The sequence below is a fragment of the Thermus caldilimi genome (genome assembly GCF_004684245.1).
In the GTDB taxonomy this organism is placed as follows: domain Bacteria; phylum Deinococcota; class Deinococci; order Deinococcales; family Thermaceae; genus Thermus; species Thermus caldilimi.
On record NZ_CP038452.1, the window covers coordinates 1233970 to 1249052 of the forward strand.

Annotated in this window: 15 protein-coding genes, 1 tRNA gene and 1 pseudogene; 8 read left to right on the top strand and 9 right to left on the bottom strand. The window is 63.7% G+C overall.

What is annotated here, in order from left to right; genetic code table 11:
* Window positions 1-25 precede the first annotated feature (25 nt).
* The 4 genes and pseudogenes from EBI04_RS06275 to EBI04_RS06290 all read right to left on the bottom strand — a co-directional run.
* Window positions 26-1009 carry an ABC transporter ATP-binding protein gene (locus tag EBI04_RS06275; protein ID WP_135256752.1) on the bottom strand — a complete coding sequence of 328 codons (984 nt, stop codon included), beginning with the start codon at window positions 1007-1009 and terminating at the stop codon, window positions 26-28.
* Complete coding sequence (locus EBI04_RS06280; protein ID WP_135256753.1) at window positions 1006-2025, bottom strand: ABC transporter ATP-binding protein; 1020 nt, start codon at window positions 2023-2025, stop codon at window positions 1006-1008. Before EBI04_RS06280 ends, EBI04_RS06275 begins: the two co-directional genes overlap by 4 nt.
* 72 nt (window positions 2026-2097) lie before the next feature.
* Window positions 2098-3456, bottom strand: a complete 1359-nt coding sequence (locus tag EBI04_RS06285) for an ABC transporter permease (RefSeq protein WP_135256754.1) — start codon at window positions 3454-3456, stop codon at window positions 2098-2100.
* 9 nt (window positions 3457-3465) lie between these two features.
* Window positions 3466-3573 (bottom strand): annotated as a pseudogene (locus tag EBI04_RS06290) (ABC transporter permease); the annotation flags it as partial.
* A gap of 93 nt (window positions 3574-3666) precedes the next feature.
* Between EBI04_RS06290 and EBI04_RS06295 the strand changes: the two are divergent.
* Window positions 3667-4779, top strand: coding sequence for a transposase (locus tag EBI04_RS06295; RefSeq protein ID WP_135257893.1), 1113 nt, complete (start codon window positions 3667-3669; stop codon window positions 4777-4779).
* Here EBI04_RS06295 and EBI04_RS06300 read toward each other — a convergent pair.
* Both EBI04_RS06300 and EBI04_RS06305 read right to left on the bottom strand, forming a co-directional pair.
* Window positions 4688-5659: an ABC transporter permease gene (locus EBI04_RS06300; RefSeq protein ID WP_240695248.1), complete on the bottom strand. Its 972-nt coding sequence runs from the start codon at window positions 5657-5659 to the stop codon at window positions 4688-4690. The genes EBI04_RS06295 and EBI04_RS06300 overlap by 92 nt on opposite strands.
* Before the next feature lie 55 nt (window positions 5660-5714).
* Window positions 5715-7466, bottom strand: coding sequence for an ABC transporter substrate-binding protein (locus EBI04_RS06305; RefSeq protein WP_135256755.1), 1752 nt, complete (start codon window positions 7464-7466; stop codon window positions 5715-5717).
* A gap of 110 nt (window positions 7467-7576) precedes the next feature.
* Between EBI04_RS06305 and EBI04_RS06310 the strand changes: the two genes are divergently transcribed.
* From EBI04_RS06310 to EBI04_RS06330, 5 genes are all read left to right on the top strand, one after another.
* Window positions 7577-8587, top strand: coding sequence for a transposase (locus EBI04_RS06310; RefSeq protein WP_135256756.1), 1011 nt, complete (start codon window positions 7577-7579; stop codon window positions 8585-8587).
* Window positions 8588-8790: 203 nt separating this feature from the next.
* Window positions 8791-9822 carry a zinc-binding dehydrogenase gene (locus EBI04_RS06315; protein ID WP_135256757.1) on the top strand — a complete coding sequence of 344 codons (1032 nt, stop codon included), beginning with the start codon at window positions 8791-8793 and terminating at the stop codon, window positions 9820-9822.
* Between the two features lie 148 nt (window positions 9823-9970).
* Entirely contained in the window at window positions 9971-10978 is a 1008-nt protein-coding gene (locus EBI04_RS06320; RefSeq protein WP_135256758.1) for an NAD(P)/FAD-dependent oxidoreductase, read from the top strand.
* Between the two features lie 68 nt (window positions 10979-11046).
* Complete coding sequence (locus tag EBI04_RS06325) at window positions 11047-11595, top strand: LabA-like NYN domain-containing protein (RefSeq protein ID WP_028494538.1); 549 nt, start codon at window positions 11047-11049, stop codon at window positions 11593-11595.
* A gap of 3 nt (window positions 11596-11598) precedes the next feature.
* Window positions 11599-12618 (top strand): hypothetical protein, encoded by a 1020-nt coding sequence (locus EBI04_RS06330; protein WP_135256759.1) that lies wholly within the window; start codon window positions 11599-11601, stop codon window positions 12616-12618.
* Here the strand turns inward: EBI04_RS06330 and EBI04_RS06335 are convergent.
* Together EBI04_RS06335 and EBI04_RS06340 are read right to left on the bottom strand one after the other, a co-directional pair.
* Window positions 12615-13139 carry a DUF402 domain-containing protein gene (locus EBI04_RS06335; RefSeq protein WP_135256760.1) on the bottom strand — a complete coding sequence of 175 codons (525 nt, stop codon included), beginning with the start codon at window positions 13137-13139 and terminating at the stop codon, window positions 12615-12617. The genes EBI04_RS06330 and EBI04_RS06335 overlap by 4 nt on opposite strands.
* 66 nt (window positions 13140-13205) lie before the next feature.
* Window positions 13206-13397 carry a YgaP family membrane protein gene (locus EBI04_RS06340; protein WP_135256761.1) on the bottom strand — a complete coding sequence of 64 codons (192 nt, stop codon included), beginning with the start codon at window positions 13395-13397 and terminating at the stop codon, window positions 13206-13208.
* Between the two features lie 85 nt (window positions 13398-13482).
* On the opposite strand from EBI04_RS06340, the gene EBI04_RS06345 reads away from it, so the two are divergent.
* Both EBI04_RS06345 and EBI04_RS06350 read left to right on the top strand, forming a co-directional pair.
* Window positions 13483-13559, top strand: a tRNA-Ile gene (locus EBI04_RS06345).
* Window positions 13560-13656: 97 nt separating this feature from the next.
* The gene (locus EBI04_RS06350) at window positions 13657-13986 is read left to right on the top strand and encodes a tRNA-binding protein (protein WP_135256762.1); all 330 of its coding nucleotides are present in this window, start codon (window positions 13657-13659) and stop codon (window positions 13984-13986) included.
* Here the strand turns inward: EBI04_RS06350 and EBI04_RS06355 are convergent.
* A complete protein-coding gene (locus tag EBI04_RS06355; RefSeq protein WP_167481902.1) occupies window positions 13983-15014 on the bottom strand; it encodes an SIS domain-containing protein in 1032 nt (343 codons plus the stop codon). The genes EBI04_RS06350 and EBI04_RS06355 overlap by 4 nt on opposite strands.
* Window positions 15015-15083: the final 69 nt, after the last annotated feature.

Genomic DNA, 15083 nt, shown 5'->3' on the forward strand with positions numbered 1-15083 from the left:
TCCGCCGGGGCCTTCTCCCCAAAACCTACAAAATGTCGTCCCGGATGCAGGCCTTGAAGTGGCCGGGGGCCACCTCCTTAAGCTCCGGCACCACCTGGGCGCACTCGGGGAGGGCGTAGCGGCAACGGGTGCGGAACACGCATCCGGAAGGCGGATTGATGGGCGAGGGAATATCCCCCTGAAGGACGATCCTCTCCCGCTTCACCGTGGGGTCGGGGATGGGCACCGCCGAGAGCAGGGCCTCGGTGTAGGGGTGCTTGGGATTGCGGTAGAGCTCCTTCGAGGAGGCAATCTCCATCACCTTGCCCAGGTACATCACCGCCACCCGGTCGGAGATGTACTCCACCACCGCCAGGTCGTGGGCGATGAAGAGGAGGGTCAGGCCCAGCTCCTCCTTAAGGTCCTGGAGGAGGTTCACCACCTGGGCCTGGATGGACACATCCAAAGCGGAAACCGGCTCGTCGGCCACGATGAAGTCCGGGGCCACCGCCAGGGCGCGGGCGATGCCGATCCTTTGCCTCTGGCCGCCCGAGAACTCATGGGGGTAGCGGCGCATGTGGTCCGGGGAAAGCCCCACCAGCTTAAGCAGCTCCGCCACCCTTTCCGTGCGTTCCTGGGGCGTCTTGCCGATCCCGTGGATGATGAGGGGCTCGGCGATGATGTCCCCCACGGTCATGCGGGGGTTCAAGGAGCTGAAGGGATCCTGGAAGATGATCTGCATCCGGCGGCGGTAGGGGCGAAGTTTGTCCTTGGGTAGGTCCGTGATGTCCTGCCCGTCAAAGAGGATGCGCCCCCCCGTGGGCTCGATGAGACGCAAAAGGGTCCGGCCCACGGTGGTCTTGCCGCTCCCCGACTCCCCCACCAAGCCCAAAACCTCCCCCTTCTTGATGGCGAAGGAAACCCCGTCCACCGCCTTCACGCTCCCCACCACCCGGGAGAGGACCCCGCCGCGGATGGGGAAGTGCTTCTTCAGGTCTCGGATTTCCAGGAGGACATGGTTGCCGTTCATGCCCACACCTCCCGGATCTCCCGCCAGCGCACGCACCGCACCTGGCGGCCGTCACCCGTGTCCTCCAGGGGGGGAATCTCCCGGTCACAGAGGCCTTCCACGTAGTGCTTGCACCGGGGATGGAAGGCGCATCCCGGGGGCAGGTACAGGGGGTTCGGCACATTGCCGGGGATGGCCTCGAGGCGCTCCCTCCGCTCCGCCGCCAGGTCCAGCCGGGGCACGGAGTGCAAGAGTCCACGGGTGTAGGGGTGCAGGGGCTCCTTGAAAAGGGGTACCACATCCGCCTCCTCCACCGCCCGCCCCGCGTACATCACCACCACCCGGTCCGCCATCTCCGCCACCACCCCCAGGTTGTGGGTGATGAAGAGGATGCTCATGCCAATCTCCTCCTGAAGCTTCTTCATAAGCTCCAGGATCTGGGCCTGGATGGTCACGTCTAAGGCGGTGGTAGGCTCGTCAGCGATGAGAAGGGAGGGATTGCAGGATAGGGCCATGGCGATCATCACCCTTTGCCGCATCCCCCCGGACATCTGGTGAGGGTAGTTGGCAAGCCGCTTCCTGGGCTCAGGGATGCCCACCAGGTCCAGCATGTGGGCTGCCAGCTCCATGGCCTCTTTACGGCTTTTCCCCTGGTGGAGCATGATGGCCTCGGCGATCTGGTCCCCCACCGTATACACGGGGTTTAAGGAGGTCATGGGCTCCTGAAAGATCATGGCGATGTCGTTGCCCCGGATCCTCCGCATCTCCGCCTCGGACAGCTTGGCCAGGTCCCGTACCTCCCCGTCCTTGCCGCGGAAAAGGATCTCCCCGGCCACGATCCTACCCGGAGGCGTGGGAATGAGCCGCATGATGGAGAGGGCCGTCACGCTCTTCCCGGAACCCGACTCCCCCACCACCGCCAGGGTTTCCCCTTTGTCCACATGGAAGGAAACCCCGTCCACCGCCTTCACCACCCCGTCATCGGTGAAGAAGTGGACTTTAAGGTCTCTCACCTCCAGTAGCCGCTTTTCGTCCATGCGTACTCCTTTGGGCACTGCCGTCTAAACACCTCATCCGTTATACGCCATACTAGGTTAAAAGAGAAGACCCTACTGCCTCCGCCTGGGATCCAAGGCATCCCGCAGGCCATCGCCCAAGAAGTTCCAGGACAGCACGGAAAGGAAGATGAAGAACCCGGGCCATAGCACCCAGGGCCGATCGGTGAAGGAGGCAAATCCCCCCTGCTGGGCCGCCTGCAGGAGAAGGCCCCAGCTGGTGTAGGGCTCCGTGACCCCAAGCCCCAGGAAGGAGAGCCCACTTTCCCCCAGGATGAAGCCGGGAATGGTCAGGGAAAGGCTTACGATCACGTAGCTGGCGGTGGCAGGCAGGATGTGGCGGGCGATGATGCGCCCATCCGAAGCCCCCAAGGCCCTGGCCGCCTGCACGTAGTCCATCTCCCGCACGGACAGGACGATCCCCCGCTCCACCCGGGCCAATCCCCCCCAGCCGATGAAACCCAAAAGCCCCACCACCAGGTAGAAGGTGAGGAGGGGATCGATGTGGGTGGGAAACACCGCCCTCAAGGAGATGAGGAGGAAAAGGCTGGGGATGGCGGCGATGATCTCCACGGTGCGCATGATGAGGTCGTCAGGATCGAGCCTCAAAGGCTCCCGGAAAACCTTCCAAAGGATAAGAAGGGCCCCCCCCAACCCCAGGACCAGGACGAACCCATCCACCGCCAGGGAAAAGACACCCTTGCCGGGGCTGAGCCGCACAAAGGACCAGGCTAAGAACAGAACGCCAGCGGCCACAGCCAGCCAGAGAAAAAGGCCCACAAGCCCAAGCACCCAGCTCCAGCCGCGCCAGGCTCGAGGGGGGAGGGAAAGGGCAAAGGGCCGCCCCGAAAAGTAGCCGGCGATACCCCCCAGCAAGAGCCCCAGGGCGAAAGAAACCAAAGCGGAAAGGATGCCGATGGTAAGGGATACCTGCCCCCCGTAGACGATCCGGCTGAAGAGGTCCCGGCCAAAGTTGTCCGTACCCATCAGGAAGATGCGCCCCGGGGGATCCACCCCAAAGAGCCTCAGGTCGGAGCGGAACACCTTGAAGACGGTGTAGGGCTGGTCGGGGGTTCGCACGAAAAAGCGCAGGTAGAACTTGCCCTGCGAAGGATCCTCCTCGTAACGGGGCTGGAGGGTTACCGGATCAATGCTGCGTTTGGTAGCGTAGACAAAAGGCCGGCTAAGCCTTCCCGTCTCGGGGTCCAAAAAGTGGATTCGGGTGGGCGGGTGGTTCCCCTTGGGGGGATAAAGCTCATAGTAGTTGGGATCGTAGGGGCTGAAAAAGCCGGCCAAAGCGGCCATCAGGTAGAGCACCAGAAGGATACGCCCGCCCCAGACCGCCAGGCGGTGCTTGCGAAACTGGCGCAAAACCAGCTGGGTTCGGGTGGGAGAAGGCGAAAGGCGTTCCACAGATCACCCCTATTCGTAGCGAATCCTGGGATCCACCCAGGCCAGGAGGAGATCGGAGATGAGATTGCCGATCATCAAAAGGACCAGGCTCACCGTGAGAAAACCGGCGATCACGTAACTCAAAACTTGCACTTATCCACCCCCCGCATACCCATGCGCCAGGGGACCACTTGAAAAGGGCCGCCGGGTTCCCTTCGGATGAAGGGTGCCATGCACCAGACGGCCCAAGCTCTACTCTGGACCCTCCTGGCCCTCCTGCCAACCCCCCACCTCCGCGAATCCCTCAAAGCGCTTCTTCTCCTCCTTCTCACCGGCCACGGCAAGGCCAGGCCCCAGCACAGCAAGACCAAGTCCCCTTCCGCCCTCTCCCGCTTCCTCAACCGCTATCCCTGGCCCACCCGCGCCCTCATCCGCCTGGCTCGCAAGAAGGCCCAGGAAACCCTCCACCGGGCCAGGCCCAGGCGGGGGCCCAAGCCCAGGCTCCTGGTGGTCCTGGACCTGGTCACCCTGGAGAAGCGGGGCCTCTTCCCCGCCTTGCCCCTCTCCTTTTTCCACGGCAAGTGGGGGCTCCACCTGGTGGTGCTCTATCTGGTGCTGGGAGAGCTGCGCATCCCCTGGGCCTACCGGGTGTGGCGGGGGAAGGGGGAGAAGGCCCTTTCCCTCCTTGCCCTGCGTCTTCTGGCCTCCCTGCCCCCCTGGATGCGCAAGTCCTTCCACCTTCGGGTGGTGGCCGATGCTGCCTTCGGCACCGCCCGGTTTCTTGTGGGGGTGCGGGGGTTGGGTCTGGAAGCGGTGGTGGGGATGCGGCGGGACCGAAAGACGCGGGAGGGGCTTCCCCTCTTTGGGCTCAGACGGCAGGGGAGTCGGGTGCATCTGCGGGGACTTCCCTTTCCCGTGTGGGTGAGCTGGTACCGCTATCCCTTACCCGGGGGAGGGTGGGAGTGGCGGTACGTGGTGGCCACCTTTCCTGCGGGGCCACGGACTGTGCTGGTGTGGGGGCGGCGGCGGTTTACCATTGAGCACTTCTTCCGCACGGTAAAGAGCGAGTTTTCCCTGGGGCGTTTTGGGCAGCGGACGGCCTTGGGGGTGCATCGGTTTCTGGTGCTGTCCTTCCTGGCTTACCTGCTGGCCCACTGGGTGAGGCTAGCTCCAGACGGGAGAGGTCTTTCTTGGCGGGAGGCTGGGTGGGCAGCGGCGCGCCTGCTGCTGCCGGAGGTGGTCTTGCGGGTCCTCATGGCCGAGCTGGGAGCTTTGGGTCTTTGGCCTCCGCCTGCGGGGGGAAGGGGGTGTTCATGCAGGGTATTCGGGAGGTGCAAGTTTTGAGGTAAAGGTCCTGGTTGGCGATGGCGTCCAGGAAAAAGGGGGTAATACCCGGCCAGGCCATAACCACCTCCACGAACCCCGCTCCCGAGATCAAGCTGGGAAGAAGCCCGCCCAAGGTGGCCACGAAGGGAATTACTGCGTTACGAAAGGCGTGCTTGTAAAGGACCACCCGCTCGGCCAAGCCCTTGGCCCGGGCCGTGCGGATATAGTCCTGGGATAACACCTCCAGCATCTGTCCCCGCATGAGGCGGGAAAGCCCGGCGATATCGTTGGCGGTGGCCACCAGCACAGGCACCACCGCATGCCAGGCGATGTCCAGGATCTGGCGCAAGGGCGGCATCTGTTCAAAGCCGCTGCTAGTCATTCCGGAAACCGGGAAGATAAGGGTACCCGTGCGGAACTTGATCTGGAGAAGCACATAGATGGCGATAAGCGCCAAGAAAAAGCTGGGCACGGAAAGCCCGATATACGCCAGAAAGGAAAGGATCCTGTCCCCTAAGGAGTACTGGCGCACCGCCCCGTAGACCCCGATGGGAATGGCCACCAGGTACAGAAGAAGGGTGGAAGGGATAACGATCACCATGGAGTTCACCACTCGAGGCCAGATCACCTCCAGCACCGGTGCCTGATAGGCAAAGGAATAACCCAGGTTCAGGTGCAACAGGTTATCCATCCAAAGCAGGTACTGCTCGTAGATGGGGCGATCCAGGCCGAACTGGGCCCTAAGGCGGGCGATGGTTTCCGGGGTCACCTTGGGGTCCAGCTCCAGCTGGGTTAGGTAATCCCCAGGGGCCAGCTGGATGATGAGGAAGGCCAGGAAGGTAGCCCCGAAGAAGGTGGGGATCAGGTACAGGATACGACGAAGGATGTATGCGGTCATGGCTTCCCAAAGTATCCCCGGGGCCGATAGACCCCGGGGATACCCTACGGCTAGCTCATTTCTTGATGAAGGTCAGCTCCAGCTCCCGCTGGCCCCAGATGCTGCTGATGATGGCCTCGGGGTGCTCCCCACCCAGGCGGTTGTTCCAGGCGGGGTGGTAGTTGGGCCCTGCGATGTAGATGACGGGAAGGAGCTGGACCTCGATCTCCTGCATGCGGTAGCCGATCTCCACCCGCTTCTTGAAATCAAGCTCGGTGCGGCCACGGGAGTAAAGGGCATCCAGCTGGGTCTCTCGGGGGTCGATGCACTGACCCGACTTGTTCCACATGTGCAGGTTGCCCTTGCAGGGCACCACGTTGGAGCCGAAGGGCCAGTCCAGCCCGCCGCCGGAAAGCCCGATGATGATGGCGTCAAAGGGCCGGTCAGGGCCAGAGGAGAGAAGTTGCCCCACCAGGGTGTTGAAGTCAATGGCGGTGAAGTTCACCTTCACCCCCACCTTCTTGGCCTCGTCCACGATGAGCTTGGCGATCTGTTCCCGCTGGGCGTTGCCGGCGTTGGTGGCGAGGTTAAACTCCAACCTGCGGCCCCGGCTGTCCACCAGGTAACCCTCCCGGTCCTTGCGGGTGAAGCCCAACTCGGCCAGGAGCTTGGCAGCCTCCTGGAGGTTGTACTCGTACTTGGGCACCTTGGGGTTCACCCACTGGGTGAGCACGGGGTAGACGCTGGTGTACATGGGGGTGCCCAGGCCGCCGTAGACGATGTCGATCACCGCCTGGCGGTTCACGATGTGGCTCATGGCCCGACGGAACTTGTCGGAGCGGAAGAGGTTTTGCTTGAAGGGATCCGAGGCCTTGTTCCAGTTGAAGACCATGAACTGGCTGCTGGCCACCGGGGAAGCGTTCACCTTGATGGTGGCGTCCAGGCGCCCCTGCTGGATGGCCTGGCGGATCTGGGAGATGTGGTCCACGGTGGCAGGGGCCATGAGGTCGATGTTCCCCGCCAGGAACTCCGCCAGCTGGGCGTTGGTGTCCTTGACGATCTTGATCTCGTAGCGGTCCAAGTAGGGCAAGGGATTCCCCGCCTCGTCCTTGTTCCACTCCCCAAAGACCGGGTTGCGCTTCAGCACCAGGCGCTCACCGGGGCGGTAGCTCTCGATGAGCCAGGGCCCGCCGGACACGATGTTTTCCGGCTTCTCGTTCAGGGTCCACATCTTCTTGATGCCCTCGGCGCCATCCTTCTGGTAGACGGGCCCAAAGATGTGGGCCGGCCAGGGCTCAAAGCTGGCTACGGCAAAGGCTTCCGCATCCGTCTTGGGGTAGATGAAGCGGATGGTGTAGTCGTCAATCTTCCTAAGGGTGATGGGCTTGCCGTCGATGAAGAAGGAGTCGTAGCTGTTGGACCCCACCGCCTTATCCGTGTGGATGCGCCAGGTCATGATCCAGTCGTCGGCGGTGATGGGCTTACCATCGGACCACTTCATGCCCCGGCGGATCTTGAAGGTGATCTCCAGCTTGTTGGGGCTCACCGTCCAGGACTCCGCCATATAGGGGATCCAGTCCCCGGTGGTGGGGTCGCGCATGACCAGACCCCTGGCCCCGGAGATGATCTCCGGAACGTTCCCTGCCTCTGCGGTAATAAAGGGGTTAAAGGTGCGGTAGTCAGAGATGACCGCTGCCCGCAGGGTGCCGCCCCTCTTGACCTCAGAGGGCTTGGCCACCGTCCACTTCTGCGGCCAGACGAAGGTCTGGGCGCTGGCCACTCCTGCCAGGGCTATAAGGCCAACCACAACTGCCAGGGCTTTTCTCATATCGCCTGCCTCCTCTGCTACCTTACGCTGGACAGGGTACCCGGTTATTCTGGACTCTGTCAAGCGTGTCACCTGAGCTCCCCCTTTGAGTTCAGACAAAATGGGGCTGTATGAGGAGCTTGCCGTTTGGACCGGAGGCTTTACGCCCCTTCGTGAGCCCTCTGCTGGATGCCTGGCTGGAGCGCCACGAGGAGAAGGTAGCCCGGTTGCTCTGGGCCATCCTGGCCTCAGGTTCTGCCCGCAAGAGCGATTGGGCCAGGGCCTACCGCCAAGAGGCCACGGAGGAAGCCAACTACAAGGCCATTGACCGACTCCTTCCCCTCCTGGAACCCCAGCGCTACCTCCTGCGCCTCCTGGACCCCAAGACCCCCTTCCTCCTGGTGGACCCCACGGAGGTACCCCGTCCCCAGGCGAAACGGACCCCCTACGTGGGCCGGCTTTCCGACGGCAAGACCCTGGGCTTTTGGGCGGTGGTGTTGGCCCAACCCTACGAGGGCCGGGCGGTGCCGGTGTACGTGGGGAGCTACTGGGAGGGGAAGCCGGAGGGGAGGAACCGGACGTGGGAGGATTGGGTGGAGGCGGTGCGGGAATACGTGGAGGAGGAGACGGTGTGGGTATTTGACCGGGAGTTCTCCTTTGCGGGGTGGCTGGAGGTGCTGGAGCGGGCGGGGGTGAGGTATGCGGTGCGGTTGAACCTGGGGACGAGGCCGCGGTTGGAATGGAGAGGGGAGCGGTTGGTGCCCTGGGTGGATCGGGGGCGGGAGGTGAGGTACGAGGGGGTGAGGTACCGGGGGGAGGTGGAGGTGAACCTGGTGGGGGTGTGGCGGGAGGGGATGCGGGAGGCGCTTTGGGTGATGGGGAACCTGCCTCCGGAGGAGCTTCTTGGGGTGTACGAGGAGAGGATGAAGATGGAGGAGGGGTTCAGGGACCTGAAGGGGCACATGGGGTTTGCTGGGGTGATGAGCAAGGGGTGGGAAGCGATGGAGAAGACGCTGGCCCTGGTGGCGTTGGCCTACGGGGTGGGGCTTTTGGTGGGGGAGGAGGCGCGGAGGCGCCTGAAAGGGGGGGCGCGAAGGGAAGGCGGAAGTGGGGGGTATACTCGGGGCTCTTTGTCCTCTTGAGAGGGCCTGTGCGCTTTTCCCGGGAAGAATGGGAAGGGATCCTGCGCCAAGCCTTGGAGGTCTGGTGGCACAGGCTATTTCCTGTTCCCCCTCATCCCCAGGAGGTAAAGGATGTCCGAACTTAGAGGGGGAGCTCAGTGTCACCCCTTTAGCTTGACCCCGCTGCCAGCACGTGGAAAAATCCCCTCCATAAGGAGGTGGTGATGAAAGCCGTGGTCATGGAGGCTCGAGGGGGTCCAGAGGTCTTAAAGGTAACCGAGGTACCCACGCCTGAACCCGGTCCCAAGGAAGTAAGGATCCGCGTCAAAGCCGCAGCCCTCAACCACCTGGACATCTGGGTTCGCAAGGGAGTGGCCAGCCCCAAGCTTCCCTTACCCCACATCCTGGGAGCCGATGCCTCGGGGGTGGTGGACGCAGTTGGGCCTGGGGTAACGGGCTTTGCCCCTGGGGACGAGGTGGTGGTGAATCCTGGTCTCTCCTGCGGCCACTGCGAGCGGTGCCTGGCAGGGGAGGATAACCTCTGCCCCAAATACGAGATCCTGGGCGAGCACCGCTGGGGGGCCTATGCTGAGTACCTGGTGGTACCCGAGGTGAACCTCCTTAAGAAGCCCCAAAACCTTTCCTTTGAAGAAGCCGCTGCCATCCCCCTGACCTTCCTCACCGCCTGGCAGATGGTGGTGGACAAACTCCAGGTGCAGCCTGGCGAGGATATTCTGGTCATGGCGGCAGGGAGTGGGGTTAGCGTGGCCGCCATCCAGATCGCCAAGCTCTTCGGGGCCCGGGTCGTCGCCACCGCAGGCTCGGAGGAAAAGCTCAGGAAGGCCAAGGAACTGGGAGCCGATGAAACCGTGAACTACACCCACCCCGACTGGCCCAAGGAGGTACGCCGCCTAACGGGCGGGAAAGGTGCCGACAAGGTGGTGGACCACACGGGAGCCCTTTACTTTGAGGGGGTGATCCGGGCCACGGCCAATGGGGGCAGAATCGCCATCGCCGGGGCTTCCTCGGGATACGAGGGCACCCTTCCCTTCGCCCACGTGTTCTTCCGGCAACTTTCCATCCTGGGCTCCACCATGGGCTCCAAAAGCCGCCTTTTCCCTATCCTGCGCTTTGTGGAACAGGGAAGGCTAAAGCCCGTGGTGGGGCAGGTGCTTCCCTTGGAGGAGGCTGCGGAGGGACACCGCCTCCTGGAGGAGCGGCGCATCTTCGGCAAAGTGGTGCTACGGGTGGACTAGTCCTCTCCGGGAGCAAGACCCCACCTCCATAGCGAGCTGGCGGATCATGGGGCGGAGATTCCGGGATGGGGTCAAGACCTTTGTCCCTAACCGGAAGCCGCCGCCCATAGGCTTTCCTTAAGGGTAGAATGCAGGGCGAGGTGAGGCCATGGAGCACACCGACGTGATCATCATTGGCGCGGGCCCCGCTGGGCTTTTTGCGGGCTTCTACGTGGGCATGCGGGGGCTTTCCTTCCGCTTCATCGACCCCTTGCCCGAGCCTGGGGGGCAACTTTCCGCTTTGTATCCGGAGAAATACATCTACGACGTGGCGGGCTTTCCCAAGGTGTACGCCAAAGACCTAGTGAAGGGGTTGGTGGAGCAGGTGGCTCCCTTCAACCCCATCTACAGCCTGGGGGAGCGGGCGGAAACCCTGGAAAGGGAAGGGGATCACTTCAAGGTGACCACCTCCTCCGGGAACACCTACACCGCCAAGGCGGTAATCATCGCCGCCGGGGTGGGTGCCTTTGAGCCCAGGCGCCTGGGTGCCCCTGGAGAAAGGGAGCTCGAGGGCAAGGGCGTCTACTATGCGGTGAAGACCAAGGCCGAGTTCCAGGGCAGGCGGGTCCTCATCGTGGGAGGTGGGGATAGCGCCGTGGACTGGGCCCTGAACCTTCTGGGCACCGCTAAGGAGATCACCCTGATCCACAGGAGGCCCCAGTTCCGGGCCCACGAGGCCAGCGTGAAGGAGCTCTTCAAAGCCCATGAGGAAGGGCGCCTTACCGTGCTCACCCCCTACGAGGTGCGGCGGATCGAAGGGGATACCCAGGTGCGCAAGGCGGTGATCTTCCACAACGGGACCCAGGAGGAAAAGGAGCTAGAGGTGGACGCCGTGCTGATCCTGGCGGGCTACCTCACCAAGCTGGGGCCCTTGGCCAACTGGGGGCTGGAGCTGGAAAAGAACAAGATTAAGGTGGACACCACCATGGCCACCAGCATCCCCGGGGTCTACGCCTGCGGCGACATCGTCACCTACCCGGGAAAGCTTCCCCTGATCGTGCTGGGTTTTGGCGAAGCCGCCATCGCCGCCAACCACGCCGCCGCCTACGCCAACCCTGCCCTCAAGGTGAACCCCGGCCACTCCTCGGAAAAGGCCGAGGAGAAAGCCCCGGCCTAAGATTCCTCCCCGCTTCTCACGGGCCCCGGGGTAGCCCGGGGCCTGGCTTTGTCCTAAGATGGGGGCATATGCGGGTTGCCCTTTTCATTGACGGATCCTACATGTACCTGGCCACCAAGCGCCTGGGCTGGAACGTGGACCACCGCCGGGTGCTGACCCAGTTCGCCACCCCGGAGCAGCTTTATAACGCTTTCTACTATGTGCCCATCACCGATCCCGAGGACGAGCGTCAGCAGCGCTTCATCGACGCCTTGGTCTTCATGGGCTACACGGTGCGAAGCCGCTTGGTGCGGGGGGAAGCCCGGTTTGAGGCCATGATGGCCACGGACCTCCTCACCACCGCCCCCCGCTGGGACCGGGCCATCGTGGCCAGCGGTTCGGGAGAACTGGCCCACACCTTCAGCGCCCTGAGGGCCCTGGGGAAGGAGATCCACCTCCTCGGCGTGCACGAGCTGGCGGACCTCGAGCTCCGCAACCAGGCGGACCGCTTCCTAAACCTCCCCGAGTGGCGGGAGGTACTGGAGAGGACCCTGGGGGGCCGCCGCACCTACGCGGGCTATCCCGTGGAGGCCACGGTGGAGGTGCCCCCCGCCCCGGTGGAAGACGCCCAGTCCTGACCTATGCCCCCGGGCCCCTGGCTAGTGCTTCTGGCAGCGGGCCTTTTCTACCTGGCCCTTCCCATCCCCCCTACTCTACCTCCCTCCCCAAGCCTCAGGGACCTTCTCCCCTACCCAAAGGAAGAGCGGGAGGCTTGGGTGAGCCTCCACCTGAGCTTGAAGGCCAGCCTACACCTGCTCTTGGGGGAGAAGGCGGCCCGGGCCTACGACCGCCTGCTCCGCCTCGAGCTCAAAAACCAGCGTTCTGGTAAGCGCGCTGCATACCCAGAAGCTAAAAGCGCCCTCCTGGCGGCCAGGCACTGGGTGGAGGCCATCGGCCAGGCCAGGCGGGGGCAGAGGGTGGACCTCGAGGGCCTGCCCGCCGCCCCCCACCATGTACTTCCCTACGCCCGGGAGATCCGCGCCGCCGCCTCTGCCCTCGGCATCCCCTATGGGGTGCTGGCCGCCATTGTGGATAACGAGCAGTACGGAGGGGACAAGGCCTTGGGGCTTTCCCGGGGGGTGCGGGAAGCAGCGGACGGCTTAGCCCAAGGTCTGGCCGAAGTCCAGGGCCACGCCCCCTTGAGCCGCACCCTGGGCCTGGCCCAGATGAGCTGGGAGGATGCCCTCAAGCAACAAGACCGCCTGCGCCTTTTCGGGGCCTGGGATCCAGCAAGACCCTTCCCCAAGACCGAAACCGAGGCCAGGAAGGCCCTCGAGGATCCCTACCTGAACCTCCTCTTCACCGCAAGCCGCCTCAGGGGCTACTTCAACGCCCTTCTCGGCCTCCCCCCACGGGATACCCGCCTCCTGGATGACCCCTGGCTCTACTACCTGGGCCCCGCTTGGCACAACTACCCCTTGCGGGCCCAGAACCTGGAAACCTGGGAGGATAGCTTCCATGGCTTTTTCAAGGGCCTCCTCTACCAGGTGGTCCTGGAAGGACGCTGGCACCTCGAGGGGTCCATCCTCATCCCCCTCAAAGCCTGGGGGCCTGGGGCACAGGATCCCCCTCCCTCTTCCCTCCCCACCCTCACGCCCTAGATCCGTTCTATCCAGGGAAGGGGCTCCCCGGGAGGCAGCACCGGCCACCTTCCCTGCCACATGTGGTGAAGGATGGCCTCCACCGCCTTTTCCGCCTCCTCCACCCAAAGGCTGGGGTAAAGGGAGCGCTTGGCCAAAAACTCCTCCCGGTCAAAGACCTGGCAGGTATGGTCGGCCCGGCACTTCACGTCCAGCTCGAGGTCGTACTGGCGAAAACCCCTTCCCGTCCACTCCGCTGGGGTCTGCACGTTCCAGTAATACTCCAGCACCCGGCCCTCCCTCACATCCGGTCCCCCGGAGTACCAAGCCCCAGGGAAAAAGGCCACATAGGCATTGTGGTCCAGCACCACCGCCTTCCCCTTGGCCACGTGGTGAAAGGTCCCGCCCTGGGGCAAAAGGGTCAGGACGCCTTCGGGTCTCACCTCCACCACCCGGGCTTCCCAGAAGTAGTGGAGCACATCCCCGGGAAACTTCCAAAACTCCACCCGAACGCGGTCCCCAGGGGCAAGCGGCCAATCCATATAACCCAGCCTCCAGCCAGACGGCACCCCGGTTCACCAGGGGTCCAGGGCTGGGAAAGGCCAGCTCTACTTCTTGGTGCTGATGCCCAGGACCTTATAGAGGGCGCAGAAGCCGGTGACCGCCGTGAAGAGGAGGACCACCCCCACGATCCCCAGGATCCAGTTCCAAGGGGATGCCGACTGGAAAGCGAAGTAGAAGAGGACCAGGGCCAGGATAAAGCGAATCACCCTATCGGTGGTGCTCTCGTTTACCGCCATGGCTCACCTCCCCTTTTAGTGTATACATAAGCGGGCGGGGCGTTTGGCCTTAGTCCTCCCTTGTGCTAAAATAGGCCCTTGGCATGGGCCGTTAGCTCAATCGGTCAGAGCGGCCGGCTCATAACCGGTTGGTTGCAGGTTCAAGTCCTGCACGGCCCACCAGCTCCTTAACGTCCCGCCTCCAAAAGAGGCGGGAAACCTGTTTGTACTGCAAGCGTACAGCAACGCCACGGGGGCTTTTCCTGGCAGAATCTAAGGCATGGATGCCCTACAAGCCTTTCAGGTTCTGGACCTACGGATTGGCCGCATCTTGAAAGCAGAACCCCACGAGAAGGCCCGGAAGCCCAGCTACAAGCTCTGGATCGACCTCGGGCCCTTAGGGATCAAACAGAGTTCTGCCCAGATCACCGAGCTTTACCGCCTCGAGGACCTGGTAGGCCGCCTGGTGGTGTGCGCGGTGAACCTGGGCACACGCGTGATCGCGGGCTTCCCCTCCGAGGTTCTGGTCCTGGGGGCTAGGGATGCCGAGGGCCAGGTGGTCCTCCTCACCGTGGAGCGGGAGGTACCCCTGGGGGAAAGGGTCTTCTAGCGGGTCCGGGTCACCTTGGTGAGGTGCCGGGGCCGGTCCGGATCCAGGCCCCGGGCCCGGGATAGGGCCTCCGCCTTGGGGTAGAAGGCCTGGGCCAGGAGGAGGGGGGTTACCTCGGGTTCAGAGGCCACGGGAAGCGCCAGGGGGGAATCCGCCAGGGCCAGGGCATCGGGTTCCGGGGAGAGAACGAGAAGATGAACCCCTTTCGCCTTTAACCCCTCCAGGGTGGAAAGAAAGGCATCCAAGGCCTCATCCTTTTGCACCAAGGCCAGTACCGGAAAACCCGCTTCCAAAAGGGCCTGGGGACCATGGAGGAACTCCGCCGCCGGAAACCCCTCCGCGTGCAGGGCGGCCACCTCCTTGAGCTTCAAGGCCCCCTCGAGGGCCACGGGGTAGGTGAACCCCCTCCCCAGGACGAAAAGGTTTTCCGCATCCTCCAGGTAACCCAGTTCCCCCGAGGCCTCCAAGGCCCGGTGCAGGGCCTCGGGTAAGCCGGGAAGAACCTGGCGCAGGCGGGCTTCCTCCACCAGGTGGGCCAGGAGGTGAAGGGTGGCGGCCAGCATGGCGAGGAAGCTCTTGGTGGCGGCCACCGCCTTCTCCTCCCCGGCATGGAGGGGAAGGACCACCTCGGCCACCTGGGCCAGGGGGCTCTCCTCCTGGTTCACCAAGGCCACGGTGAGGGCTCCCTGGGAGCGGTAGGCGCTAACCGCCTCCAAAAGGTCGGGGCTTTCCCCGCTTTGGCTAAAGGCGAGAAAAAGGGAGGGAAAAGGTACCCGGGGCCTGGCCCGGTAAAGGGTGAGGACGGAAGGGGCCAAGGAAAGAACCGGCCACTCCAGGCGGGCCTCGAGGAGGTACTTGGCAAAAAGGGCCGCATGGTCGGAACTTCCCCGGGCCACGGTAAGGGTGAGGGCCGGGGGGCGCTTCCTCAGGAAGCGGGCCAGGCTCCTCACCTCGTCCTCGTTCTCCCTAAGGAGGCGCTCTATGACCTTGGGAGCCTCCTCCGCCTCGGTACGCATCCAAGAGGCCATAGGTTCACTATAGGGCACGGGAAGCCCCCTCCTGCCACCTGGTCCTTCCCAGAAGGTAGTGGTATACTT